The organism is Neobacillus bataviensis LMG 21833 (assembly GCF_000307875.1).
Classification (GTDB): Bacteria; Bacillota; Bacilli; order Bacillales; family Cytobacillaceae; genus Neobacillus; species Neobacillus bataviensis.
The window spans coordinates 1-25731 of the sequence record NZ_AJLS01000182.1; the positions used below are offsets into that span (position 1 = coordinate 1).

Consider the following 25731-nt stretch of genomic DNA (forward strand, 5'->3'; position numbering starts at 1 on the left):
GCTTTTGCTTTAGCCTCTGCATTCGCTCTTGCTTGGGCTTCCGCTTCAGCTTTTGCTTTGGCCTCTGCTTCCGCCCTTGCGTTGGCTTCCGCCTCAGCTTTTGCTTTAGCCTCTGCTTCAGCCCTTGCGTTGGCTTCCGCCTCAGCTTTTGCTTTAGCTTCTGCCTCCTCCTTTGCTTTTTGCTCGGCTTGCTCGGCTTGTTTCGCCTTTTCCTCTGCTTCCTCTTTAGCCTTAGCTAATGCGGCTGCTTTTTTCTTAGATTCTTCCTTTGATTTTACCTTTACTTCTGACGCCTGCAAATTGGTCTCCTTCTTGTCGTTAGGAAGCACTACAGCGCTTCCTAGCATGATGGCCATTGCCCCTAGCATGAGAAGGAATCTCTTTTTCGCTTTTCCGTTTCTTTTAAATAGTGCCAGAACACCAGCGATGAGAAAGAAGATAAAAGCAAAAAGACCCAGAACAAACAAGCCCAAGATAATCGAGTTACCTAATGCAAATAGCCAAATAATCAGCCCGATTACCATCCATAAGAAATTCCTTTTTGCTTTCGGATTTCGTCTTCTGAGTCCGTTGATTCCGGAAATGAGAAAATATGCTGTGATGATAAATCCTACCCAGCTAAAATATGTTGCCAAATATAAAACCCCCTATTTATATAACGATGGAATCAATTCCCTACTATTATATAGGAAACTACTTAAGGGCTGGGAAGATTTTTACATTTTTGCTCGTTTGTTTCTCAGCTTTCATTATTCATCCTGAATCTCTCTTCCTTTTGAAATCTTAAATAGGAGTCCTTTCTATTAAGGAGGTACCAGTCAAGAGCAGCCGAATGTAGAATTCTTAAAATCTCGATTATAAACTGTATGTTTCAAAATCCCTAAGGTGGATATAGTAATATACATCGTCATTAAAGGAGGAATTTTAACGTGGAGAATCTACTTCAAAATCAGGTTGCTATTGTTACGGGGGCTGGTTCAGGGATAGGAAGGGCTGCTGCACTAAAGCTTGCTCAAAATAGGGCAAAGATTGCTTTAGTAGATTTGCATAAAGAAAACGTGGAAGAAGTGAAAAACCAAATCGAAGAAATGGGAGGTGAAGCGCTTGTCTTGGAAGCCAACGTTTCTCACCCGGAGGAAGTAGAGAACTGTTACAAAAGAACCATTGATCAGTGGGGAAGACTGGATGTTGTCTTTGCAAACGCGGGGATTAATGGGGAAGTGGCGCCCATTGAAGACTTGGAGCCGAATGAATGGGATTTAACCATTTCCAATAACTTAACGAGTACCTTTTTAACGGTAAAATATGCGATCCCGTATTTGAAAACAGATGGGGGAAGTATCATTATTACTAGTTCAATTAATGGGAACAGGATCTATAAAAATATTGGAATGTCTGCATATAGTACATCGAAAATTGGCCAGATGGGCTTTGGGAAAATGGCCGCTCTGGAGCTTGCCAACTATGGGATTAGAGTTAATATGATCTGCCCAGGTGCGATTGAAACAAATATCAATGAAAACACATGGAAAGAAAATGAAAAACTAAAAAAAGTGGAAATCCCCATTGAATACCCAGAAGGGAACCAACCATTGGAACACAAACCGGGAAAAGCTGAACAAGTCGCTGACCTAGTACTATTCCTTGCTTCCAACCAGTCAAACCACATTACCGGTAGCGAAATATACATTGACGGGGCGGAATCCCTTTTATAATAAACAATACACCAATACTATAAACGGTGCCTGACACCACAAAAAGACACTACAAACAAAATGTCCACCTCCAGTGGACATTTTGTTTGTGCTATTAAAATTGTTAAATGGCCTGTAGTCTGTACATATAATTTATCTTATTCCTTAGGATGGTAGGCCCAAACGGATACGCAGCCACCGTTAACCGGGAAAGTGGCATATCCATCTTCTTCGATAGTAATTTGGTCATCACTTGAGTTTGTGAGGTCCACCCATGTTTCTCCAGCCTTCCTTTCACCCACGTACATTCTTTTCTCTCCATCTTCTCCATTAGAGATGACGACTGCACAACCTGAGTGTTCAAGCTCCTCATCACCCATCCGAGCCCAGCCAATAGTATTGGGATGGTCGAAGTAATCATGCTGTTCCCCGTATGCTTTATCATACCTGGCAAATAGAAGGCGATCCAGGATTTCTTTATTACCTTCTGCCGGCTCTGGACCTCCGATGCCGTAATAATCGCCATAGAACAGACATGGATTTCCATCTTTTCTAAGGAGAATCAGGGCATAGGCACTTGGCTTAAACCAGTCCTGAATCCACGATTCAAGGGATTCTTGAGGCTGTGTGTCATGATTATCAACGAAGGTAACTGTATTTTGGGGGTGGGAGTTTACAAGGGTATCGTCGAAAATGCTGGTTAAATCAAAATCGCTGCCTTCGATGGAAGCTTGATACAGCTTATAATGCAAGGGGACATCAAACAAATCTATCTGATAATCGATATGGTTAAGGTATTTCTGACAGGCATGAAGTTCAGGTTTCCAGACTTCTCCGACAAAATAAAAATCATCTCCACGGTGTTTGCACATCTCTTCCACAAACTCACGAATGAAATAGTGATTAATATGCTTGATTGCATCAAGGCGGAATCCATCGCAGTTAAGGGTATCGGTAAGCCATTTTCCCCATTCTATCATTTCCTTTTTTACGTCAGGATGTTCATAGTCAATATCGGCAAGCATAAGATAGTCATAATTCCCATATTCATCATCCACATGATTACTCCAATCCTTGTCATCTCCAAGGATTTTAAATATTCCCGATTTTCCCGTCTTTTCATCATAATCAGTTCCGTTAAAATGCTCATGACCCCATTCAAAAGAAGAATATTTTCCCTCACGTCCTGGAAAAGTAAATTTTGTCCAAGCCTCAATTTCAAAGGGTTCGGATATTTCTTTGGTCCGGTCTGCCTGATCCACCTCAATCACTTTAATGAATTCGGTCTCGTCAGCACCGCCTTTATGGTTCATTACTACATCTACATAGACTTTCATGCCGACATCCTGACAGGCAGCTATTGCTTCTAGTAGTTCTTGTCTAGTCCCGTACTTTGTCCGGATGGATCCTTTTTGATTAAATTCACCCAGATCATATAAATCATATGGCGCATAGCCATTATTCTCAGGCGAGGTCGCTTTTGTTACTGGTGGTATCCAAATGGAGGAAATTCCTTTTCCTTTTAATTCTGGGGCCATCTCCTTCAGTCGCCTCCAGTGGCCGCCATCTGGATCTATATGCCACTCGAAAAATTGCATGATCGTATTGTTTTTTTCCATGTTGCCATCCTCCTAGTCCATCATTCAAAAGATATATGAATGATTACCCTGTTTGACACAAAAAAATCCAGCGAAAACAAATATATCTAAATAGTCACTTGTAGTTTTCTAAGTGAATTGATGAGAGAGAATCCAAGATTAATAGAAAAGGAAAAAAAGTGTGTAATTTAATAGGGGGCGGGAATATAAAGTGAGTAAGGGAAATTAATTTATATTAGGGGGGATTTTCCACAATATTTTCCCACCTGCGATAAATTAGTTATAATGAGTATAAAAGAGCGAGGGGCGGAAAAAATGTACACTGTTCTTACATATTTTGTTTCCCTTATTGTCATGGTGGTATCGGTATTTATTACGCTTGTTTTCAAGAATGAACTCGAGCGAATGTTTGGAGAAAAAGAGGATGTGTTCCCTTTTCATATATGTAATGTCCTTATTACCTTAATGGTTTCTTTTGGGGCAAATGCTGTTATGAGTATTTATATTATTGGGAATGAATCCAATCTGTTATTACAATTTGTAATCCTCTTGTTGATGATCTTACCCATTTATATTTTTGGACACCTTGCATTTGAAAAATATAAATCGGTTTATAGAAAATACATACCCACTGAGAACAGGAAAGTCGTTGTCCTTAACGAAAAGTACTTAAAAAAGAAAAGACTTCCTTCAAAACTCAAAAATTATAATGCCATTTCCAAGGGGAAATAAGCCAAGGGACTATAAAAATAAGAGGTTTTCCATGAGTTGAGCAAACTTATGGAAAACCTCCTTTTTCATTTTTTTGTGAAATGATTGGATGGTTTTACTTTTCTACTTGAAGGTAATTCGCGAAATGTCCTTCAAAAAGGCGATGAAGGACTAATCTCGTAAGGGAACGAAAGGATTAGTCCTTCATGAAGGCAATGAAGGACTAATATTGTAAGGGAACGAAAGGATTAGTCCTTCATGAAGGCAATGAAGGACTAATCTTGTAAGGGAACATGAGGATTAGTCCTTCATGAAGGGGATGAAGGACTAATCCTGTAAAGGAACGAAAGGATTAGTCCTTCATAAAGCCGAGGAAGCTCAAAATTAACTAGGAAAGTAAGCGAACTGTCCTAAATTATCATTTGTGGAAACTTATGTGAAATATACCGCGAATTAAATGATGATAGACTTGCGAATGATAGAGTGATTTGACCTATTTTTCCCTATTTGCACTCCAAAAGTGAGCCCGAAAAAAATGAGGAAGTGTTTTTTGTTTGCTCCTAATATGGCTATGTGGTTCCGGAAAGCTTTACACATGGAACGTCTGAGCAAAGGAAGCGCTGGTTTTACAAGGGTTTTGAAAACGGAACGATTGAGGGCGGAGATACTTTTAAAGCCGCAAACCTTTAATTTATAAATAATTAGGAGAAATTGCAAAGGATAAATTTGAAAGGCGGCGGCCATCAATTTTATCCTTTTTATTATTTTTCGAGAGTATTGCCAAAAGTTCCCCTTTTAAGAAAGGGAGCTGACTTACCAAATGGCTTAACTAGATAAGTTTAAGATATTTCCTCCCCTTTTGCGGATAGATTCCTTCTGTTTGAAACCACTCCCATAGAAGGGTTCCGCTTTTTCGGCCAATTCCGCCAATCATAATAAGACCAGGGACGATTAAATGGGTTGGCAAACCTTTTACGTAATAGGTTCGATTGCTATTGAATTCTGTTAATACCGTAATCTGGTCAATGATACTTGTCACTTCGAAGAGACTATCCAAGGTTTTAGTATATTGCTCGAAATTCTGTTCGATTTTTTCGAAATCTTGTTTGAGGCTAAAGTCTTTCTGATGAAGTTGCGGGAAGTCTTTCAAAAAAAGAGCATTTAGTACATGCTCAGCCATTTTTAGGTCAGAAACAGCCTCTTTTGAATACTTATCAACGATTGGAGACCAAGTAGTGCCAACCCGCTTGTCTAGCCACTGGATAAACATTTTTAATTGGGACAGGAAGGTTTCAACTTGTTTTTGGTCTGGGGTAATTCTCATGACATGAGGTAAGTGGGTGAATATTAATTCCTCCCAGAATGGTCGTTTGCACTTTTTCCATGAGGAGGGGCATTGATCTTCCAAGATATTGCTCATGAAATTTGATAGGATACGGAGAAATTCATTGCGGTCATTGTCATAGGGGCGTTCAAGCTTATAAGTGATAAAATCCTTCCCATAAAATAAAAAATGTCCTCGGTGCCTCATGTCAAACTTAGCACCTATCTCCAAATTTTTTACCATATCTTCATGTTCTTTAGGATTTTTAAAATACTTTATTGCTACGGTAACCTGCGGTTTTTTCTCGTCACAAATGTTCTTCATAAAGTGAATCTACCTGCTTTCATAGTGATTTTTTTTGAAAAGAAAAGAGAGGTGTAAAGGAGAATTTAGGTGGGACTATCCATTATTATAGCGTGATAATAAATGTATAAATGGATAATTTATGTAACCTTTGTGAACAATTAGGTAGTTGTAAAACAATAGAGTAATTCTACCTTCCTTTAGTATAATGAGTAAATGGGAGTTGAGATATATGAATAAAAAAGACATTGCGAATATCCGCAAGCAATTTAAATTAGATAATCATCTGATGAACCTTCGTGAAATCTTCAATGTGTATGTTCAGAAAGAATCAGGTGAGATTTACCATCATGTCAGTCAGCCATTTCAAATGTTAGAGCAGGAAGCACAAGAATTATTTTTAGCAAACTTCAAAAAGGTACTGACAGGACATCTTGATGCCAAACTGTTTGAGTTGAAATTCATCCGCGATGTGGAGGACAGCACCCAAATGTTCCTTTTTGAAGGGCTGCAGGCAGATACATCGGACGATTGGAAGGAATATATGCTGGAAATCGTTACGAAAATGTTTGCCCATACAGTTTATGAATTTGACACGGTAGTGACGTTTATCCGGGGAGAATATCGTAAACCGACACGGAAACGGAATATGGAATCTGAAGAAGGCGGGAATGACGAGGTCTATTCTAACGAGTTTATCCTTTGCAGTTTGAATAAAACCGATCAGCCGAAAAAAGCCTTGACGTTTGATTATATCGAGAAGGAATTCAAATCGCATAATTTCTTTGATCCGATTATTAATTTAGACTCTCCATTGTCAGGCTTTCTTTTTCCAGCGTTTAATGACAATGCTGCAGATGTGAACCATATTCTGTATTGTGCAGGAAAAGCAAACCAACCAGACTTCGGATTTATTGAAGTAGTTCTTAATTGTGAAGAAATCATTACGGCCCAGGAAGATAAGGACTGCTTTGATTTCATCTTAAAAGAAGTGATTGGAGACGAAGTCGATTCCCAAGTCATTTCTAATGTTTATGAGGAAATTGATAAGCTTGTCCAGGAGAATAAGGAAAATGAAGAAAGTGAAATGCCTACATTGGATACTCGGGATATCGAACGGATCTTAACGGTAAGTGGGGTTGAAAATGTAGAAACGGCCAAAGTGGAGCATGCCTTTAAGAAGGTTGTGGAAGATGAAAAGCATGAATTCAAAGCAAGCAGTTTAGTTCCTAAAACGATCAAAATCAATACGAAGGTAGCCGATGTATCCATCAACCCGAAAGACTTGAAATATGTAAAATATATTACGTACGAAGGAAAACGGTGCCTATTGCTTGAGGTTGATGAAGACGTGATCGTGGAAGGATTTCGGCTGGAATCGGGGACACTGTAGTGGGCTTCTCAAAAAGACAAACTATTCACTACTAATAAGCTTGGAAAACTTGGCTTGATGAAGCGGATGAAGGACAAAACTCTGTGAAAATCAGAAGAAATGTCCTTCATGAAGCGGATGAAGGACAAAACTCTGTAAAAATCGGAAGAAATGTCCTTGATGAAGCGGATGAAGGACAAAACTCTGTAAAAATCGGAAGAAATGTCCTTCATGAAGCCAGTGAAGGACAAAACTCTGTGAAAATCGGAAGAAATGTCCTTGATGAAGCCAATGAAGGACAAAACTTTGTAAAAGTCGAAAGAAATGTCCTTCATAAGGCCCACTATGTGCTAGACGGATCTTAATATAAATTTTTATATTCTTTTTGAAGTTTTTTCGGAGAAAGATTGTATTCCTTTTTGAAGAGTCTGTAAAAACTCGAATAATCAGGAAAACCACATTTCAAGGCGATTTCCTCTATAGAGATCTGATTTTGTTTAATCATCGTTACCGCAAAAGATAGCCGCTTTAATGATACATAACGGTAAAAGGGCAGATTCATGTTATTTTTAAAGTAATGAGAAAAATAGTATTTATTTAAATGGAAATGATCAGAGATTGTGTCTAAACTTAAATCAGGCTCTGTCAAATGTGATTCAATGTATTCGAGTATCGATATGAACCTTTGATCTAGTTCATCCGAGTTACTAAGGCTAGGCATACTACTCGTAGGATCGAAGATGACTTGAAGTGCTTGAAATAATAGATACTGTAATGTAAAGGAAAAATGATCTTCGCCGCTTTCTTTTCTATTCGTTATTTCTTGAAGTAAAGAAATGATATCTTGGAAATTTTTTGAATGCAGACGTAACACGTGAGAACCTTGTGTCTTTTGATAATTAATATTCTCTTTCATAGGTGGTGAACTAGATTGAAAGTCGTCCATTAAATGCTCACTAACGCTAACAATGATGCGTTCATAGGTATCGAAATTCTTAACATTCGCCTTATGAACAGCATAAGGAGGAGTCACGACAATATCCCCTCTACTTAAGGAATAGGTTTTTCCTTCACAAAAGAATTCACATTCCCCATCTAAAAATACAAGAACCTCCAAAACATCGTGCCTGTGCAATTGGAACAAAGACTCTATGAGGGAGAATTTTTCGGCTGATTCGTTATATTTCTTAAGCCAGGCATGGGGTTGATTTTTTTTACTAAAGTAATGAATTTCAAAACCTTTATTTATTACCGGAATAAGATCAGATTGCATCATTTGCTGTCACCTTCTATAGCAATATTTACAATATTTTTAGCAATAAACATCATTTATTTTTAACTTTTTGTTGTTATTATAACACTAAAGAAAGGAATACTAATTCAATATGCATGGAGTGGTAATGCACTCGGGGGGCATTATGAGAGGTAGTCCAAGTTTGGGAGGCGTTAATGTGGAATCTAACCATAAACAACCTAAGTTAGAAGTCAAAGTCAAGAATATCATTGAAGTTGATGGATTGAAATTTAAGGATTTGAATAATAGCGGGAAATTAGAACCTTATAAGGATTGGCGTTTGAGCCCAAAGGAACGTGCAGAGAACCTAGTCTCATTGATGAATATCGATGAAAAAGTGGGTATGATGCTTATTAATTCCCGTGGTATGGGGCTTTCTCAAAAAGATAAGAGTAAGACAAGTCATGATGGTGTGATAGATGAAGCGATTGTGGAAAAGGGCGAAACTATTTTTGCTTCTGCGAAATTATATGGCACCACACATACCGTTGAAAACATGCATTTACGCCACTTCATTCTACGAGACAACTGGAGCCCAGCTGAAATGGCAGAGTGGGTTAACAAAATGAATGAAATATGTGAAGGCACACGTCTTGGTATTCCTTGTTTAATAGCTTCAAATTCAAGAAATGAAAATACAGAATTCATCTTTGGGATGAATGATGCAGCCGGAATTTTTTCTACTTGGCCAGGAACTTTAGGGCTTGCTGCCGCAGCTAAAGGAGATATCAAAAATGGCGGTGATGCATCGCTTATTAGCCAATTTGCTGAAATAGCGCGTGAAGAGTGGGATGCTGTTGGAATCAGAAAGGGTTATATGTATATGGCGGATACCGTCACAGACCCTAGGTGGCAGCGGATCTATGGTACGTTTGGTGAGGATCCGGAATTTATTTCGGATGCGATCGGTCGCCTCATTGATGGATTTCAAGGGGAGAAATTAGGAAACCAAAGTATTGCGATGACAACGAAGCATTTTCCGGGCGGAGGTGCAAGGGAAAATGGCTTTGATCCACATTATGAAGAGGGTAAGTGGAATCTATACCCAACTCCGGGCAGCTTAGAAAAGTATCACTTGCCGCCGTTTCAGGCTGCAGTAGACCATGGATCTTCATCCTTTATGCCGTATTATTCAATCCCTAGCATTAAAAAAAGCGTGGTTCAAGAATTTGAGGGAGAAGATATTCCTTTCGAAGAGGTTGGCTTTACATTTAACCATTATTTCTTACAGCATATCCTAAGAGGTAAACTTGGGTTCAAAGGCTATATAAATAGCGATAGTGGTGTCACAGATAAAATGAGCTGGGGCGTTGAAGACAAGAGCGAGGCGGAACGTTTTGCAAAAGCTATCAATGCAGGGACAGATCTTGTCTCTGATACAAATGATATTGGAAATCTGAAAAAGGCCATCGAAAATGGCTGGATCAGTGAAAAACGCATAAATGAAGCAAATGTACGACTTCTTACAGAAATGTTTACTTTAGGATTATTTGATGACCGTACCTATGTTTCAACAGAAAATGCTACTTCAGTGGTGAGCAATCAAGCAAACTGGGAAGCTGCATATGAAGCACACAAAAAGTCGGTCACTGTTCTAAAAAATAGTAATCAGACATTACCTTTAACAGCCGAAAAGCTTAAGAAGGTTTATGTGGAAGTTTTCCACAAGGAGCCTGAACGAGCCGCTTCTTACACGGAAAAAGCAAGGAAGGAATGCCAAGAATTAGGCCAATTTACCTTGACCGATAACTATGAGGAAGCAGATACAGCTATTTTGTTTTTAAGTCCAAAATCCGGCGCATATTTCAACGCGACACCTGGGCTTTTAGAACTTGAAATATGTGAGAATAAGACATTAACTGCTTTGGACGGTTCCACGTATCAAGAAACTACCTTAAATGGTATGGGTCATCTAAAGGAAGTTGCTGACAGTATCCATGTTCGTGGAGGAAAAGTCATTATCAGTGTGAATGTCATCCTTCCTTGGATCCTTGGAAATGTTGAACCATTGGCAGATGTATTAATTGCAGGATACGACACGTATTATAAGGCCCAATATGAGGTAATGGCGGGTAATTTCCGTCCAGTCGGTGTTTTACCGTTGACATTACCTGCGAGTGAAGAAGTTATTGCAGTGGATGAAAATGGTGATTGTGTGTCAAGAAATGACGTACCGGGCTACGATAAGGACAACTTTATGCCTGAAGGACTCTCATATGCTTATAAAGATAGCGATGGCAATATCTATAAACTTGGTCATGGGCTAACATACTAATCATTAAAGTTTGGCATATGGAACTTCCGAGCAACATCTATATTAAAAAACAATAAAGAAACTCGCCGATTTGATTTGGCGAGTTTCTTTTGTTCCAGTGTTACATATAAGTAGAAGGGCTCTAATGGACAAAACTTCAGGATTTCCAATGGAAATGTCCAATAGAAGGGCCCTAATGGACAAAACTTCACGATTGCCGATGGAAATGTCCAATAGAAAAGCTCTAATGGACAAAACTTCAACGATTCTCAATAAAAATGTCCAATAGAAGCCTTTATCATTCACGAGCATGCCTATTATTTCCCCATCAAAGTTGTCAGTTCCACCGATTTTGAATATTGTGTGTCTTTTTAACAGGAATTTTCCAAAAAAAAATAGAATTAATAGATAGCATGCCATAAAACGGTATAGAACTGCTTGAGGAGGAATTCCCTTGTCCTATGAACAAATGAATCCCACGATAGAAAAAATAATCGCCAATATTGAAAAGGTGATGATTGGAAAAAGAAATGTCGCTGAGCTGAGCCTTGTTGCCTTACTGGCAGGAGGTCACGTGTTGCTAGAGGACGTACCTGGTGTCGGAAAAACGATGATGGTCCGCGCCCTAGCCAGATCTGTTAATGCCAACTTCCGTAGAATTCAATTCACCCCAGACCTGTTACCATCCGATGTCACCGGCGTCTCGATTTATAATCCGAAAGAGATGGAATTTCAATTTCGCCCTGGCCCGCTTATGGGTAACATCATTCTCGCCGATGAAATCAACCGAACTTCGCCGAAGACGCAATCGGCGCTTTTAGAAGGGATGGAGGAGGCTAGCGTCACGATTGATGGGGTGACCCATAAATTGAATAAACCATTTTTCGTGATGGCGACACAAAACCCGATTGAATACGAAGGCACCTACCCACTTCCGGAGGCACAGCTTGACCGCTTTTTATTAAAAATGAAGATGGGTTATCCAGATTTACACGAAGAGATTGAAGTGCTGAACAGAGCCCAAAAAGTGGCGCCAATTGAGGATTTGTACCCCGTTATTGATCTTGAAGGCCTGCTCGCCCTACAAAAAGATATGAAAGACGTTTTCGTTGATGATACGATCAAGCGCTATATTGTTGATATTGTAAACCGTACAAGGGGACATGGCAGTGTCTACTTAGGCGCAAGCCCAAGGGGGTCCATCGCCTTAATGAAAGCTGCTCAGGCCTATGCCTATATGTATGGCCGTGAGTATGTTCTTCCGGACGATATTCAATATTTAGCCCCGTTTGTCTTGTCTCATCGGATTATCTTAAAATCAGAGGCGAAATTCGAAGGGATTACAGCAGAAGAAGTGGTTAACCGTGTCATCGCTAGGATTCCAGTACCTGTCCGAAGGTTAGTGAAATAAAATGAAAAAACTATGGATTCCATTCAAAAAGGCATGGAAGTTTGTCCTATTGCTCTTTTTGATTCTCCTAACCTTCTCGTATGCCATGTTCCAAGGGGGATTTGTCAGCTGGTTTTTATTTTATAGCTTTTTGCCGTTTGCCATTTATGGTGTGGCCTTATCCTTCTATTCCTTATATGAACTTAAAGTCACAAGGGAATTGCCGAAATCGGATTACAATGCCGGAGAAGCTTTGAAGGTGACTGTAACTGTAAAGCGCCCGAGAGCATTTCCGTTATTTTATTTGCTCATCGAAGACCAAATGGGTGATGTGTTGAAATATGCTCCACAACAAAAGAAAGCAAAGACACTTATACTTCCCGGCCTGAAGAAAGAATTTTCCTATGAATATATTATTGATGAGCTTCCTCGTGGGGAACACCTTTTCAACTCCTTTATTTTAAAAACGGGTGACCCGCTTGGGTTATTTGAAAAAGAAAAGACCGTTGAAGCTGCTGGGAAAATCATAGTATATCCCGCATATTCGGAGCTTTTATACCGACCGTTTGAGAATCAATTTGATCAAGGGTTAACCGCTTCAAGGGAGCGCGTGCAGCGCGATACCACCATGGCAATTGGGGTACGGGATTATCAGCCGGGCGACCGCTTTTCTTGGATTAACTGGAAAGCGTCTGCGAAACGAAACGAAATTATGACGAAGGAATTTGAACAGCGGCAATCTCATGATGTGTTTGTTGTCATGGATTGTGTACCGGATAAACGCTTTGAACCGGTCGTTTCCTTTACTGCTTCGCTTGTACGAGCCATTCTGAAAAAGGGGGCGCAAACGGGACTGTTAACGATTAGTAATGAACGAGCCTCCTTTCCCATTCGTGGCGGAGAACAACAGCTAAGACAGCTCTTTTATCACCTGGCAAAAATTGAAGCAAAAAGCGTGCGACCTTTTGAAAAGGTGCTGGATACAGAGGCACAATTCATGCTGCAAACGGTCTCGTTTATGCTGGTTACTGCGCAATTAACGAGGCCCTTAATTGAAAAGGCAAGCTTTCTTGGAAAAAGAAAAGGCGCCATTACCCTTTTTCTCATTAAAGGGACAAAGGAATCGCCATCAGAAAATGAACGGTCTCTTGTTGCAATCGCAAATGCACGAGGGGTACGAGTGGTTATGGTTCATGAGGGCGAATTTCAGGCAGCCTTTTCGGAGGTGTTCCGATCATGAAAAGGAATTTCCCTTCGTTTCTGTTATACACGCTTTGCTTTTTCCTTTTGTGGGAATGGCTGAGGCCGGTTGAACAATTAACAAACACAGGTAAAATTGAGACGTTTATCCTCTTCCTGCTGATGTCTATTGCCGTTTCTTTTTTTGGCCTAAAAAAGATTTGGCAGTCGTTGATCAAGTTTCTATTTATTTTGATTTCAATTAAACGTTTCTATTATGATGAAAGCTTCTTTCAGTTGAGTTGGTTGAAATCGTTTATCGTGGATATTGCCAACAACTTGGGGCTATTAGTGGGGAAACAGTGGAACGACCTATCCGATGAATTTCGGACGCTGTTATTTTTTATTCTGTTATGGTTAATGGTATACCTAATTGATTATTGGCTCCTAAAACGGAAGCGGATTTTTATTTTCTTTTTTATGACCTTGGTTTATATTACTGTTTTGGATACGTTTACGCCTTATAGTGCAAAAGCGGCGATTGTTCGAACAGTACTTGCGGGGTTTGCTGTGATGGGGATCCTAACTTTCCTAAGGATTATCAAGAAGGAAAACGTGAACTGTGAGCCAGGTTTTTTTCGAAAATGGATGGCGCCGCTGGTGGTGATGATTGCTGTTAGTGTGGCAGTGGGAATTACGGCACCAAAAGCCGCACCAAAATGGCCGGATCCAGTTCCTTTTTTTACCGCAAAGAACCCTAAAGACGGTACAGGCGGAGGGAATGGTGCAGGTCCGCAGCGAATTGGCTATGGGACAAATGATGAAGCACTTGGTGGCCCGTTTATTGCCGACAGCAGCCCGGTGTTTACGTACGAGGCAGACCGGAAGAATTACTGGAAGATGGAGACAAAAGATATGTATACGGGAAAGGGCTGGAATGCGTCTGGTTCCACTCCTACCTCCTATAAACAGGAGGATCTCGTACCCGTGTATTCTATTCCTGATACAGTGGAAACGATAAAGGAAACTGCTCTTGTTTCGATCCATGAAAAGTATCGTTACAACCTCATCATGTACCCTGCGGGCATACAGAAAATCTTGACGATACAGCCTTCTGATCCAAATGGCAATCGGTTCGTCGTTGACACAACCAACGAAAGAATTAGCTTTTATAGTCATGAGCAAATGCCTATTGTCCCAAAAACTTTTTCAATTGACTATGAAGTTCCAAAATATATGGAAAAGGATTTAAAACAAACGACAAGTATGGATTCGTCACCATATTTTTATCAGCAGTTTACGTTTTTGCCTGAAGGATTACCACCAAGAATCAAAGATTTAGCAGTGGAAATTACTGCTGGAAAATTGAACTGGTTTGACAAAGCGAAAGCGGTGGAAAGTTATTTTAGCAATGCGGGATTCACCTATGACCAAAAAAATGTTGCGGTGCCTGGCACCAATGATGATTATGTTGATCAATTTTTGTTTGAAACCAAGCGGGGCTATTGCGATAATTTTTCCACCTCGATGGCTGTTATGTTAAGGACACTTGGGATCCCAACTCGCTGGGTAAAGGGTTATACTGGCGGGGACTTTTTAAAGTATAGTGCGGATGATTCGTCAAAACAGTATTACGAAGTGACGAACAATAATGCCCATTCCTGGGTGGAGGTTTTTTTTCCAAATCAAGGCTGGGTTCCATTTGAACCGACAAAAGGTTTTTCCAATGAGATTATGATCCGTTATGATGCAACGGATGGCACGGCATCTCCGAATCAGCAAACAACGCCGCCACCTGTTAAAAAGCCTCAGAAGGAAGAACGGGATGAATCTAAGAATGCTAAAAAGTCAAACAAGTCTTTTGATTTGAAAAGCAGCTGGACGAAAGCAAAATTACTCATAAAGAATACGTGGAAAAGTGTCGCCCTTATTCTCGTTATCCTCACAGTGGTTGCGGCAATGCTTTATCGAATCCGCGGAAAGTGGATTCCATACGGATTATTGCTGCTTTACAGATTCAAGAAAAAAGACGAAAGTATTGGTGCAGCATATTTGGATTTACTAAATCAGCTTGACCGCTATGGCTTAAAACGGAAAGAAGACCAAACGCTAAGGAACTATGCCCGTTATATTGATTCGTTCTTTTCAACGCGGGAGATGACCCGGCTGACTTATCTTTATGAACAATATTTGTATCAGCAAAGTCTTCCAAAAGGAGCATGGAAAGGGTCGCGTGAATTATGGGAAAATTTAATTAAAAAGACAATCACTTGACCAAAAAAACAACCTATTGATACAATAAGAACAATTCAATAGAACGTTTTCTTCATATATCCTCGAAAATATGGTTCGAGAGTCTCTACCGGGCTGCCATAAATGGCCTGACTATGAAGGCAGAGTTTTTTCTGTCGGTGATTTTGCGAGATAACTAGAATTCTGCCTTCCTGATATTTTGTAGGAGGGGAGAATTCTAGTTTTTTTATATTCATTTTTGTAAAAGCTAAGTAATAAATTTAAAAAATTGAGGTGGCTGCTTTGACGGAAAAGCAAAATATGATTGTTGTTTTAGATTTTGGAAGTCAATATAATCAGTTAATTACACGCCGGATTCGGGAGTTCGGTGTTTATAGTGAACTACATCCGCATACGATTACGGCAGAAGAAATTCGCCAAATGAATCCAAAGGGGATTATTTTTTCCGGCGGCCCGAACAGTGTGTATGATGAAAATTCCTTCCGCTGTGATGAAGCCATTTTTGACATGGGTCTGCCGATTCTCGGAATTTGCTACGGGATGCAGTTAATGACCGTTCATTTCAATGGGAAGGTTGAAAAAGCCGAGCACCGTGAGTACGGCAAAGCCATGATATCGGTCGAGCAGGAATCAGCACTATTTACGGGTCTGCCTGCGGAACAGACGGTTTGGATGAGCCATGGAGACTTGGTTGTCGAGCCTCCTGAAGGGTTCTCCGTTGATGGCACAAGCCCGTCTTGTCCGATTTCATCGATGAGCGATGAGGAACGCAAGCTTTACGCTGTTCAATTCCACCCGGAAGTGCGCCATTCAGTTTATGGCAATGAGCTGCTCAAGAATTTCGTCTTTAATGTCTGCGGCGCTAGCGGCGATTGGTCAATGGAGAATTTCATTGAAATGGAAATGGCGAAGATTCGCGAGACGGTAGGCGATAAAAAGGTTCTTTGTGCTTTAAGCGGCGGGGTCGACTCCTCCGTTGTTGCTGTTCTCATCCATAAAGCGATTGGCGACCAGCTAACTTGTATTTTTGTTGACCACGGCCTGCTTCGAAAAAATGAAGCGGACAGTGTCATGAAGACTTTCTCCGAAGGCTTCCATATGAACGTGATTAAGGTGGATGCAAAAGAACGGTTCCTATCAAAGCTTGAGGGTGTATCCGATCCGGAGAAAAAGCGAAAAATCATCGGTAATGAATTTATTTATGTATTTGATGATGAAGCGACAAAGCTTGAAGGGATCGAGTTTTTGGCACAAGGAACACTTTATACAGATATTATCGAAAGCGGTACAGCAACCGCACAAACGATTAAATCGCATCACAATGTCGGCGGTCTGCCGGAAGATATGCAGTTTACATTAATTGAACCGTTGAGCACCTTGTTTAAGGATGAAGTTCGCGCACTTGGTACAGAGCTTGGTATTCCGGATGATATCGTTTGGAGACAGCCGTTCCCAGGGCCGGGACTTGGGATTCGTGTTCTTGGAGCGATTTCTGATGAAAAACTTGAAATTGTCCGCGACTCAGATTGGATCCTTCGCGAAGAAATTAAAAAAGCCGGGCTTGACCGCGAAATCTGGCAATACTTCACGGTGCTGCCGGACATTCGAAGTGTCGGAGTTATGGGCGACGCCAGAACGTATGATTACACGATCGGTATCCGTGCCGTCACTTCGATTGATGGGATGACTTCCGATTGGGCACGGATTCCGTGGGATGTACTTGAAGTTATTTCTACTCGGATTGTCAACGAAGTAGCACACGTCAATCGAGTGGTGTATGATATCACTTCCAAGCCGCCGGCCACGATTGAGTGGGAATAGATTAGCAGAATACGAACAATGTTATTTTTTTCTATAACATTGTTCGTATTTTTTGTTTACAAGCTCTAATTCCTCTGCTAAAATAAAAAATGTATTAAGGAACTTATATAATTGCATCGTATAAAGTTGGGAATATGGCCCAAAAGTTTCTACCGAGCCACCGTAAATGGCTTGACTACGAGGCAGTGTTTTGAATAAAGAGGCATTCTTTTCCTCTATTTATTGCACATGCCTAAAGTCAGACGCTCCGGTAGAATTGCCAGAGCGTCTTTTTTGCATAATAAAGAAAAGATTTATAGGGGGAAGAGGAATGCAGAAATATTTTGAGTTTGAGAAACATGGAACGAATTATCGTAGAGAAATGATTGGTGGATTTACCACTTTCTTAGCGATGGCTTATATACTTGTGGTTAACCCTTTAACCTTATCACTGGCGGCTATAAAAGATTTTCCGGATGCATTACGAATGGATCATGGTGCCGTATTCGTTGCTACTGCTTTAGCATCTGCCATCGGCTCGATTATCATGGGACTGCTAGGGAAGTATCCGCTGGCATTAGCACCAGGGATGGGATTAAACGCCTTTTTTGCCTTCACTGTTGTATTAGGCAGTGGGATTCCGTGGCAGCATGCACTAGGTGCGGTGTTGATTTCGGGTGTGTTTTTCTTCTTACTTACGTTAACAGGACTTCGTGAGAAAATAATTAACGCGATTCCAATTGATTTAAAGCATGCAGTTGGAGCAGGGATTGGTTTATTTATAACCTTTGTTGGGCTGCAAAGTGCACAAATCATTGTTAATAACGATGCCACACTTGTTGGATTAGGTGATTTAACGGCAGGCGGCCCACTACTCGCGATTTTCGGGTTAGTCGTAACGGTCATTATGATGACACGAGGCATTAAAGGTGCCGTGTTTTATGGGATGATCTTGACAGCGATTGTCGGAATGATTTTTGGTGAAATTAAAATGCCGCACCAAGTAGTCGGGCAGGTTCCTAGTTTAGCGCCAACCTTTGGGGCCGCATTTTCTTCTTTTGGCGATAGTTCATTTTATACAACAACTATGCTTGGAATTGTTTTAACGTTTTTGTTTGTTGATTTCTTTGATAATGCCGGGACGCTTGTTGCGGTTGCTAGCCAAGCGGGCTTAATGAAGGATAATAGGCTTCCTAATGCAGGAAGAGCACTCGTTGCAGATTCCATTGCTACTAGCGTTGGGGCTGTTCTTGGAACATCGACAACCACTTCTTATGTTGAGTCAACGGCGGGGGTTGCGGCAGGTGCAAGAACGGGATTTGCTTCATTAGTAACCGGTGCCTTATTTATTTTATCGCTCTTCTTCTTTCCATTATTATCGGTCATCACCGCACCTGTGACAACACCAGCATTGGTCATTGTTGGGGTCTTGATGGTTTCTTCCTTAGGAAAAATTGACTGGAAACGGTTTGAGATTGCTGTTCCAGCATTCTTAACAATGGTGGCAATGCCGCTAACTTATAGTATTGCGACTGGGATTGCCATGGGTTTTATCTTCTATCCAATCACAATGGCGGTTAAAGGGAAAATCAAGGAAATTCATCCCATCATGTATTTATTCTTTGTTATTTTTGTCCTTTATTTTATCTTCTTGAAATAGTGTGGGAAAGGGAACTGCGGATGGGTCGCAGTTCCTATTTTATTTTTGTAAAAGACATGATTTTACAAAATTCGCCATCTCTCTTCTGTATGATGTGTAGTGTAAGAAAATGAAAGAAATAAGGAGTGGTAGCTTATGAGCATGCTAACCGTTCAGGATTTACGAAAAAGCTTTGGGGATTTTGAGGCCGTGAAGGGTGTATCGTTTGCAGTAGAAAAAGGGGAGTCTTATGGCTTGCTTGGGCCAAATGGAGCGGGGAAATCAACCTCAATTCATATGATTACTGGGTTGTTTCCACCCACATCAGGTGAAATTCGAATGAAGGACATTGATGTCGTCAAAAACCCGAAGCAAGCCCAAAAATGGATTGGGGTTGTCCCGCAGGAAATTGCGCTTTATCAATCCATGTCAGCGCGGGAGAATTTAAAGTTTTGGGGAAGGATGTATGACTTATCCGGTAACGAGTTGGAGAAAAGTGTGGATCAAGTACTCGAGATTATTGGATTAACTGAGCGGGCAAAGGATAAAGTGGAGACCTTTTCTGGAGGAATGAAGCGGCGTGTCAATATCGGTGCGGCGATTTTACATAAACCGGAATTATTAATCATGGATGAGCCGACAGTGGGCATCGATCCGCAGTCGAGAAATCACATTTTGGAAACGGTCAAACGTTTAAACGGTGAAGGGATGACGATTATTTATACAAGTCACTATATGGAGGAAGTGGAATACCTTTGTGAACGGATTGGAATTGTTGACCATGGTCAATTAATTGCTTCCGGTACTTTACGTGAGCTGAGAGAATCCATTGGTGATCAATCGCGAATAATCTTAACCATTGATAAAGAGAGTGCAAATGCGGCACAGATTACACAGGCGTTATCTGGGGATTTTTCGCCAGGGGCTGTTCAAGTTCAGGATCATCAAGTAACAGTATTTCATAAAGATCCACAATTGATATTAAGTGAGTTTATCCAGTCGGTGACAAAAACGGGGACAAAGATTACAGCTGTTGATATTGTGGAACCAAACCTCGAGAGTGTCTTTTTGCATTTGACCGGACGAAATTTGCGGGACTAGGGGGTGTGGGAACATTGAAATTTTGGTGGCTTGCGTGGAAGGATTTAGTACTTGTCGCTCGTGATAAAAAAGCTTTCTTAACCCTGATTTTGATGCCGCTTCTATTAATTGCTATTTTGGGATCGGCCTTTGGAAATATGATGAAGGAAGACGAAGACATTACAATTAAAAAATTTACACTTGGGGTTGTAAATCTAGATCAAGGTCAGCTTAGCAAAGTGCTAACGGACGAAGTTTTTTCAAAAAGTTTATCCAAACAAATTCGGGTGAAATATTACCAAGAAGATGAACTAAACAAAAAAATCAGAGACCACAAACTCACCGTCGGAATCATCATCGAAAAAGACTTCACCCAATCATTAATGACCGGAAAAGGCACAAAAGTAAAACTTCTTTCGGTGCCTGACACCTTTATTAACTCAACCATCGTACAAAATGTGATTGAGCAGTTTTCTCGGACGATTCCCATTGAAGCGGCTGCGGCGGGGTTAGCTCAACCGGTGCAGGGTGGGAATCAAAACAGCTCTGTTCAAGAGGGATATGGAAAGAAGCCGCTTGTAAAAGAAACGACTGTCGATGCAAAAACCAAGCCGGTCAGTTCGTTTCAATATTACGCTGCCGCTATGGGTGTGATGTTTTTATTGATGACAGTCGTTCAAGGTGTTTCTACCATGATCCTCGAGAAAGAGCAAGATGTGTATCAACGATTGCTGCTTACAAATCTGACCTATCCAAATTATCTTCTAGGAAAATTACTTGGATTAATCATTATTTGCTTAACACAAGCGTTTATCATCATTGCGGGAACACGGATTATTTTTGGAGTTGATTGGGGCCCTTCCATTTCAGGTATTGCAATTATGACGTTGGCATTTGTCATAAATGCCTGCGGACTAGGCGTTTTAGCAGGTTCCATGATTAAAACAGAAAAAGCCTTTAATGTTGCCGGAATGTTTGGTACGCAAATTATGGCTGCGTTAGGCGGAAGTATGGTTCCGTTGTATGTTTTTCCTGATTGGGTCGTTTTCGCTACGAAATTTTTGCCGAATGGGCTTGCGTTGCAAACGTATTTGGATTTGATGTCTGGCGCAGCATTGACCAAGATTCTTCCGGCAATCGGCGGCTCCATCGGCTTAGGATTGCTCTTTTTTGTAATTGGTTTAATTCGCCTTTCAGTAGAAAGGAGAGGTAAATATGCGTAAAATCTGGACAATTGTAACGCTTCATTTAAAAGAGTTTTTTACAACCCCTGGATCATTAGTGCTAATGTTTGTGATGCCTGCCTTATTTAGTTGGATTTTCGGCGGCATTTCCGTGAATTCGGAACAGAACAAACCAATTGTTAACTAGTACTTGCAGATTCTGAGGTCAACAAAGAGATTGTGAAACTATTAAAGCAGGACAGTAATTTTGACTGGAAAAAGGCATCACAAAAACAGGCTGAAAAAAATGTGTCTTCCCAGGATGTTGTTGCCGCTGTAGTTATCCCGGAGGATCTCAATCAGCGAATCACAGAAAAGAAACCTTTGTTTGATATCATCGTGCAGCGGAAAACAGAGAATTATCTAGCGGTATCTAACCATGTAGAGGGAACGGCAGGGCTTATTCTACGTTCATATCAGGCTACTGCGAACCTAGAAGAGGGTGCTTTTTCTAAGGTGCTAGAAACTATTGCAACAAATAAAGGGGTGACGGTCGATAGGCAAATCATTCAAAAAGATACGAATGATTCCGTGGCAATTAATCTAATGTTTGTCGGTTTTGCCATCATGTTTATGATGTTTGGTCTATCAGGCGCTGCTTCGGCCATCCTTGATGAACGGATTGGTGGAACTTGGGGAAGGCTGATGATTACTCCTGCCACCAAGCTGCAAATAAGTTTAGGGTATCTTTTGGCATACTTTTTCATGGGGTGGATACAGTTTGCAGTACTGATGGCGGCCATGAATCTTATGTTTGATACAAGCTGGGGCAGGTTCACCTATTTAATCCCGTTTGCCTCCCTTGTTATCCTATGTGTGGTGGGCTTCGGTATGATGATTGCTGGACTTGTTAAAACGAAACAACAGGCCTCGGCGATCAGTGCGGTTTTAATCGTCAGCACTTGTATGCTTGGCGGTGTTTATTGGCCGATTGATGTGGTACCGGAGATCATGCAGAAAATTGCCTTAGGTGTACCGCAGACATGGGCAATGTCAGGTTTTAAAGAAATCATCAGCGGCAGCCTGCATACTGGAACGTTACTTAAGGATACGGCAGCACTGTTTGGATTTAGCGCATTGTTCTTTTTCATAGGCTTAAAGGGAATAAAATTTGAATAATTCCCCAACTGTGTTTTAAAAAAGTTGTCGAAAATGGCCGTTGACTTCCGGTGAAGCGTCTTATAACATTAAATGTGAATGTATAAATAGGAACGGGGGAAACGGTTTGGCAAATTTATTAATTGATAAAGTATTAAATAATAATGTGTTAATTGCTAAACATCCTTCCTATGAAGAAGTTGTGTTGATCGGTAAGGGGATAGGCTTTAATCGGAAACGAGGCGACTATATCGAGACCGAAGAGGTTGAAAAGTTGTTTGTGCTGAAAAGCGAGAAAGAGCAACAAAATTACATCAAATTGCTTCCGTTTATCGATCATGACTTTTTAGAAGTTATTATTTCCGCTATTAACCTGATCCAAGAACGAACACATGCTGAGTTGAATGAACATATTCATGTTTCGCTAACAGATCATTTAATGTTTGCGCTGACAAGAGCCACGCAAGGAATGGAAATGAGAAACCCATTTCTTGTTGAGACAAAGGCGCTTTATCGTCATGAGTATGAAGTAGCAGCAGAAGTGGTGCAACATATAAACGAAAAAACCGCAATTACTCTCCCTGTTGGCGAGATTGGCTTCATTGCGCTCCATATCCATAGCGCAATTACCAATAAAAACCTCTCTGACGTGAATCAACACTCGCAGCTTGTGAGTAGGCTTGTTAAAATGGTTGAAGAACAATTTGAAATAGAGATTGATAAAGAAGGCATCGATTATATGAGGCTCGTTCGTCACCTCCGCTTTGCAATAGACCGCGTGGTGAAGGGTGAAAAAGTAGAGGAACCAGAAAAAATTGCTTCCCTATTGAAAGTGGAATATCCGGTTTGCTATAATCTCTCATGGAAGCTCATTAAAGTGATGCAGCAATCCTTAAAACAGAAAGTTTTTGATGCAGAAGCCGTTTATCTAACGATGCATTTACAGAGACTTCAAAACAAATTTAAATAGTTATTATTTTTTTACGTGTTACTGATTCGGTCAGGCATGAGTGAAAAGGATAATTGAAATAAAGTTTAGGGGCATTCTATCCCTATATCTTCATTTCAATTGAACCTTTTGCTCATGCTTTTTTGATTGTTCATTTTCATAAGGAAGTGTAAACGTTTTATAAGCTTAATATTTTCTGGAGGTAATTTAAATGTTTAAAAGGGTTTTTGGCGTCTTGCAAAAAATCGGTAGAGCATTAATGCTGCCGGTAGCCCTTTTGCCGGCCGCAGGCTTATTGCTTGGAATAGGAAATGCCTTGCAACAAGAAACAATGCTGCACTATCTGCCATTTTTAGATGCCCATTGGATACAGTTAGTGGCCAGTGTCATGGAAGATGCAGGTGGAATCGTTTTTGGAAACTTGGCACTCATCTTTGCCGCCGGTGTTGCGATTGGTTTAGCGGGCGATGGTGCCGCAGCGCTTGCAGCCATCGTTGGTTATTTAGTATTAAATCAGGTGATGAGTTCATGGTTAGGTGTTACAGCGAAAATGCTCTCTGATAATCCGAGCTATGCCAGTGTTTTAGGGATTCCTACCTTACAAACCGGTGTGTTTGGAGGTATTATCGTCGGTCTGATTGCAGCATTTTGCTATAATCGTTACCACGATATTGAAATGCCATCATTTCTTGGCTTCTTTGCAGGCAAACGTTTTGTTCCGATTGCGACAGCTGGCTTATCTTTAATTGCTGGTTTATTGTTATTAGTTATTTGGCCGCCGATTCAACATGCTATGAATAGTGCCTCTGTTTGGTTGATGGGCGGGGGAACGTATATCGCTGTCTTCTTCTTTGGATTTATTAAGCGATTGTTAATCCCGTTTGGTTTGCACCATATTTTCCATGCACCATTTTGGTATGAATTTGGTTCTTATAGAAATGCAGCAGGTCAGATTGTTCGTGGAGACATGACAATCTTCTTCGCTCAATTAAAGGATAATGTGAAAATTACAGCTGGAAACTTTATGGGTGGAGAGTTCCCCATTATGATGTTTGGTTTACCGGCTGCAGCTTTAGCTATGTATCACACAGCACGGCCGGAGAAGAAAAAGTTAGTTGCCGGGCTGCTTGCTTCAGGTGCTTTAACGTCATTCTTAACAGGGATCACAGAACCGCTTGAATTTTCGTTCATGTTTGTATCACCATTCCTTTTCGTTATTCACGCTGTATTGGACGGTCTCTCATTTGTATTAATGGCAGTCCTTAATGTTCATTTAGGTTATACCTTCTCAGGTGGTGCCATCGACTTTTTCTTATTTGGTATCTTACCAGGAAGAGAGAAATGGTGGATTGCGATCATATTAGGACTTTGTTTCGCTGTTATTTACTATGTTATCTTCCGATTCGCCATCACTAAATTTAATTTAATGACTCCAGGCCGGGAAGCGGTAGAAGAGGATGAAGTAAGCAATAAAGGAAACGCCGAGGACTTACCCTATAATATTCTTAATGCTATGGGAGGGCAGGGAAACATTACCCATCTTGATGCCTGTATAACTCGTCTTCGTGTTTCAGTAAATGATGTTCAGAATGTTGACATAGAAGAATTGAAAAAGCTGGGGGCAGCTGGTGTCATGGAAGTAGGAAACAATATTCAAGCCATCTTTGGACCACGCTCTGAAACTATCAAGAGCCAAATGAAAAATATAATAGAAGGAAAAAGACCTCGAGTGTTTGAAAAAGCACCGGAAAAAGGTGTAGAACAACAAATTGAAGAGGTACTTCCTGAAGCATTGCAAACTGAACATAAAACAGATGATATCTTTGTTTCACCGCTAAAAGGCGAGATTAAACCAATTACAGAAGTACCTGACCAAGTGTTTGCCGAAAAAATGATGGGTGACGGCTTTGCGATTGTACCGGCAGACGGAATGGTAGTGTCACCTGTAGATGGAAAGATCGTTAACCTATTCCCGACGAAACATGCGATTGGTATCCTCTCTGACAGCGGCCGAGAAATATTAATTCACATTGGGATTGATACGGTTAACCTAAAAGGAAAATGTTTTGAAATATTGGTTTCTGAAAATGATCGTGTTGAAAAAGGCCAGCCATTATTAACAGTAGATTTTGACTATGTTAAAGCAAACGCCACATCTACAATTACTCCAATTGTTTTCACTAACTTAGCAGAAGGTGAAAGAGTCGTTATTGAGAAGCAAGGTCTTGTTGATCTTAAACAAGAAGGCGTGATAAAGATTACAAAATAAGTAGTATAAAAAATAGAGTATTTATAATAAGAAAAAGGCTGGCCGCAAGGGCTGGCTTTTTTTGATAAAAAATGATCATATTGTTGTTGACCTTTTATGCTTCCGGTGTTATTATATTAAAGCAGTCGTTAATGACGAGTTAACAACATGAAGATGTTAAAAACACTTTAAAAAGTTGTTGACAAGGTATTAGCGAGATGATATAGTAGTAAAGTTGCTTCTGAACGAGGTAACAAATTGTTCTTTGAAAACTAAACGAACAAAAACGTCAACAAACAATATTTTTAGTTTCTATTAAGAA

The 25731-nt window shown here is 40.5% G+C and carries 20 protein-coding genes, 1 pseudogene and 2 riboswitches; of the genes and pseudogenes, 17 read left to right on the forward strand and 4 right to left on the reverse strand.

Annotated elements, in window-relative coordinates; all coding sequences use genetic code 11:
• Window positions 1-635 (reverse strand): hypothetical protein (locus tag BABA_RS27890; RefSeq protein WP_007088001.1); only part of this gene is annotated, 635 nt, incomplete at its 3' end.
• Window positions 636-929: 294 nt separating this feature from the next.
• Here BABA_RS27890 and BABA_RS24680 point away from each other — a divergent pair.
• Entirely contained in the window at window positions 930-1715 is a 786-nt protein-coding gene (locus BABA_RS24680; protein ID WP_007088002.1) for an SDR family oxidoreductase, read from the forward strand.
• 137 nt (window positions 1716-1852) lie between these two features.
• On the opposite strand, the gene BABA_RS24685 is transcribed toward BABA_RS24680, so the two are convergent.
• Window positions 1853-3313 carry an alpha-amylase gene (locus BABA_RS24685; protein ID WP_007088003.1) on the reverse strand — a complete coding sequence of 487 codons (1461 nt, stop codon included), beginning with the start codon at window positions 3311-3313 and terminating at the stop codon, window positions 1853-1855.
• A 294-nt stretch (window positions 3314-3607) separates the two neighbouring features.
• Between BABA_RS24685 and BABA_RS24690 the strand changes: the two genes are divergently transcribed.
• Together BABA_RS24690 and BABA_RS26885 are read left to right on the forward strand one after the other, a co-directional pair.
• A complete protein-coding gene (locus BABA_RS24690) occupies window positions 3608-4024 on the forward strand; it encodes a hypothetical protein (RefSeq protein ID WP_007088004.1) in 417 nt (138 codons plus the stop codon).
• A 546-nt stretch (window positions 4025-4570) separates the two neighbouring features.
• A pseudogene (locus BABA_RS26885) lies at window positions 4571-4693 on the forward strand (neutral zinc metallopeptidase); the annotation flags it as partial.
• Window positions 4694-4832: 139 nt separating this feature from the next.
• Here the strand turns inward: BABA_RS26885 and BABA_RS24695 are convergent.
• A complete protein-coding gene (locus tag BABA_RS24695; protein WP_007088005.1) occupies window positions 4833-5651 on the reverse strand; it encodes a hypothetical protein in 819 nt (272 codons plus the stop codon).
• A 211-nt stretch (window positions 5652-5862) separates the two neighbouring features.
• Between BABA_RS24695 and BABA_RS24700 the strand changes: the two genes are divergently transcribed.
• Window positions 5863-7023: a DUF4317 domain-containing protein gene (locus BABA_RS24700; RefSeq protein WP_007088006.1), complete on the forward strand. Its 1161-nt coding sequence runs from the start codon at window positions 5863-5865 to the stop codon at window positions 7021-7023.
• Between the two features lie 83 nt (window positions 7024-7106).
• Entirely contained in the window at window positions 7107-7367 is a 261-nt protein-coding gene (locus tag BABA_RS24705; protein WP_007088007.1) for a hypothetical protein, read from the forward strand.
• Here BABA_RS24705 and BABA_RS24710 read toward each other — a convergent pair.
• Entirely contained in the window at window positions 7364-8278 is a 915-nt protein-coding gene (locus BABA_RS24710) for an AraC family transcriptional regulator (RefSeq protein ID WP_007088008.1), read from the reverse strand. The genes BABA_RS24705 and BABA_RS24710 overlap by 4 nt on opposite strands.
• Window positions 8279-8453: 175 nt before the next feature.
• Here BABA_RS24710 and BABA_RS24715 point away from each other — a divergent pair, with 175 nt between their 5' ends.
• The 12 genes from BABA_RS24715 to ptsG all read left to right on the forward strand — a co-directional run bounded on the left by BABA_RS24715 (window position 8454) and on the right by ptsG (window position 25430).
• Entirely contained in the window at window positions 8454-10571 is a 2118-nt protein-coding gene (locus tag BABA_RS24715) for a glycoside hydrolase family 3 protein (RefSeq protein WP_007088009.1), read from the forward strand.
• Between the two features lie 448 nt (window positions 10572-11019).
• A complete protein-coding gene (locus tag BABA_RS24725) occupies window positions 11020-11961 on the forward strand; it encodes an AAA family ATPase (RefSeq protein WP_040347504.1) in 942 nt (313 codons plus the stop codon).
• 1 nt (window position 11962) lies between these two features.
• On the forward strand, window positions 11963-13180 hold the full coding sequence (locus tag BABA_RS24730) for a DUF58 domain-containing protein (RefSeq protein ID WP_007088012.1): 1218 nt from the start codon (window positions 11963-11965) through the stop codon (window positions 13178-13180).
• Complete coding sequence (locus BABA_RS24735) at window positions 13177-15393, forward strand: DUF4129 domain-containing transglutaminase family protein (protein WP_007088013.1); 2217 nt, start codon at window positions 13177-13179, stop codon at window positions 15391-15393. The genes BABA_RS24730 and BABA_RS24735 overlap by 4 nt, the downstream gene beginning before the upstream one ends.
• Window positions 15394-15425: 32 nt before the next feature.
• A riboswitch (purine riboswitch) is annotated at window positions 15426-15527 on the forward strand.
• A 145-nt stretch (window positions 15528-15672) separates the two neighbouring features.
• Window positions 15673-17193, forward strand: a complete 1521-nt coding sequence (guaA, locus tag BABA_RS24740) for a glutamine-hydrolyzing GMP synthase (protein ID WP_040347507.1) — start codon at window positions 15673-15675, stop codon at window positions 17191-17193.
• A 96-nt stretch (window positions 17194-17289) separates the two neighbouring features.
• Window positions 17290-17391: riboswitch (purine riboswitch) on the forward strand.
• Window positions 17392-17503: 112 nt separating this feature from the next.
• Window positions 17504-18832 (forward strand): NCS2 family permease, encoded by a 1329-nt coding sequence (locus tag BABA_RS24745; protein WP_007088015.1) that lies wholly within the window; start codon window positions 17504-17506, stop codon window positions 18830-18832.
• A gap of 141 nt (window positions 18833-18973) precedes the next feature.
• Complete coding sequence (locus BABA_RS24750; RefSeq protein ID WP_040347509.1) at window positions 18974-19912, forward strand: daunorubicin resistance protein DrrA family ABC transporter ATP-binding protein; 939 nt, start codon at window positions 18974-18976, stop codon at window positions 19910-19912.
• A gap of 5 nt (window positions 19913-19917) precedes the next feature.
• Entirely contained in the window at window positions 19918-21114 is a 1197-nt protein-coding gene (locus BABA_RS24755) for an ABC transporter permease (RefSeq protein WP_235749804.1), read from the forward strand.
• On the forward strand, window positions 21107-21262 hold the full coding sequence (locus BABA_RS27455) for a hypothetical protein (protein ID WP_007088018.1): 156 nt from the start codon (window positions 21107-21109) through the stop codon (window positions 21260-21262). Before BABA_RS24755 ends, BABA_RS27455 begins: the two co-directional genes overlap by 8 nt.
• A gap of 32 nt (window positions 21263-21294) precedes the next feature.
• Entirely contained in the window at window positions 21295-22233 is a 939-nt protein-coding gene (locus tag BABA_RS24760; RefSeq protein ID WP_007088019.1) for an ABC transporter permease, read from the forward strand.
• Between the two features lie 106 nt (window positions 22234-22339).
• Window positions 22340-23182: a glucose PTS transporter transcription antiterminator GlcT gene (glcT, locus tag BABA_RS24765; protein ID WP_007088020.1), complete on the forward strand. Its 843-nt coding sequence runs from the start codon at window positions 22340-22342 to the stop codon at window positions 23180-23182.
• Window positions 23183-23372: 190 nt separating this feature from the next.
• Complete coding sequence (ptsG, locus tag BABA_RS24770) at window positions 23373-25430, forward strand: glucose-specific PTS transporter subunit IIBC (protein ID WP_007088021.1); 2058 nt, start codon at window positions 23373-23375, stop codon at window positions 25428-25430.
• Window positions 25431-25731: the final 301 nt, after the last annotated feature.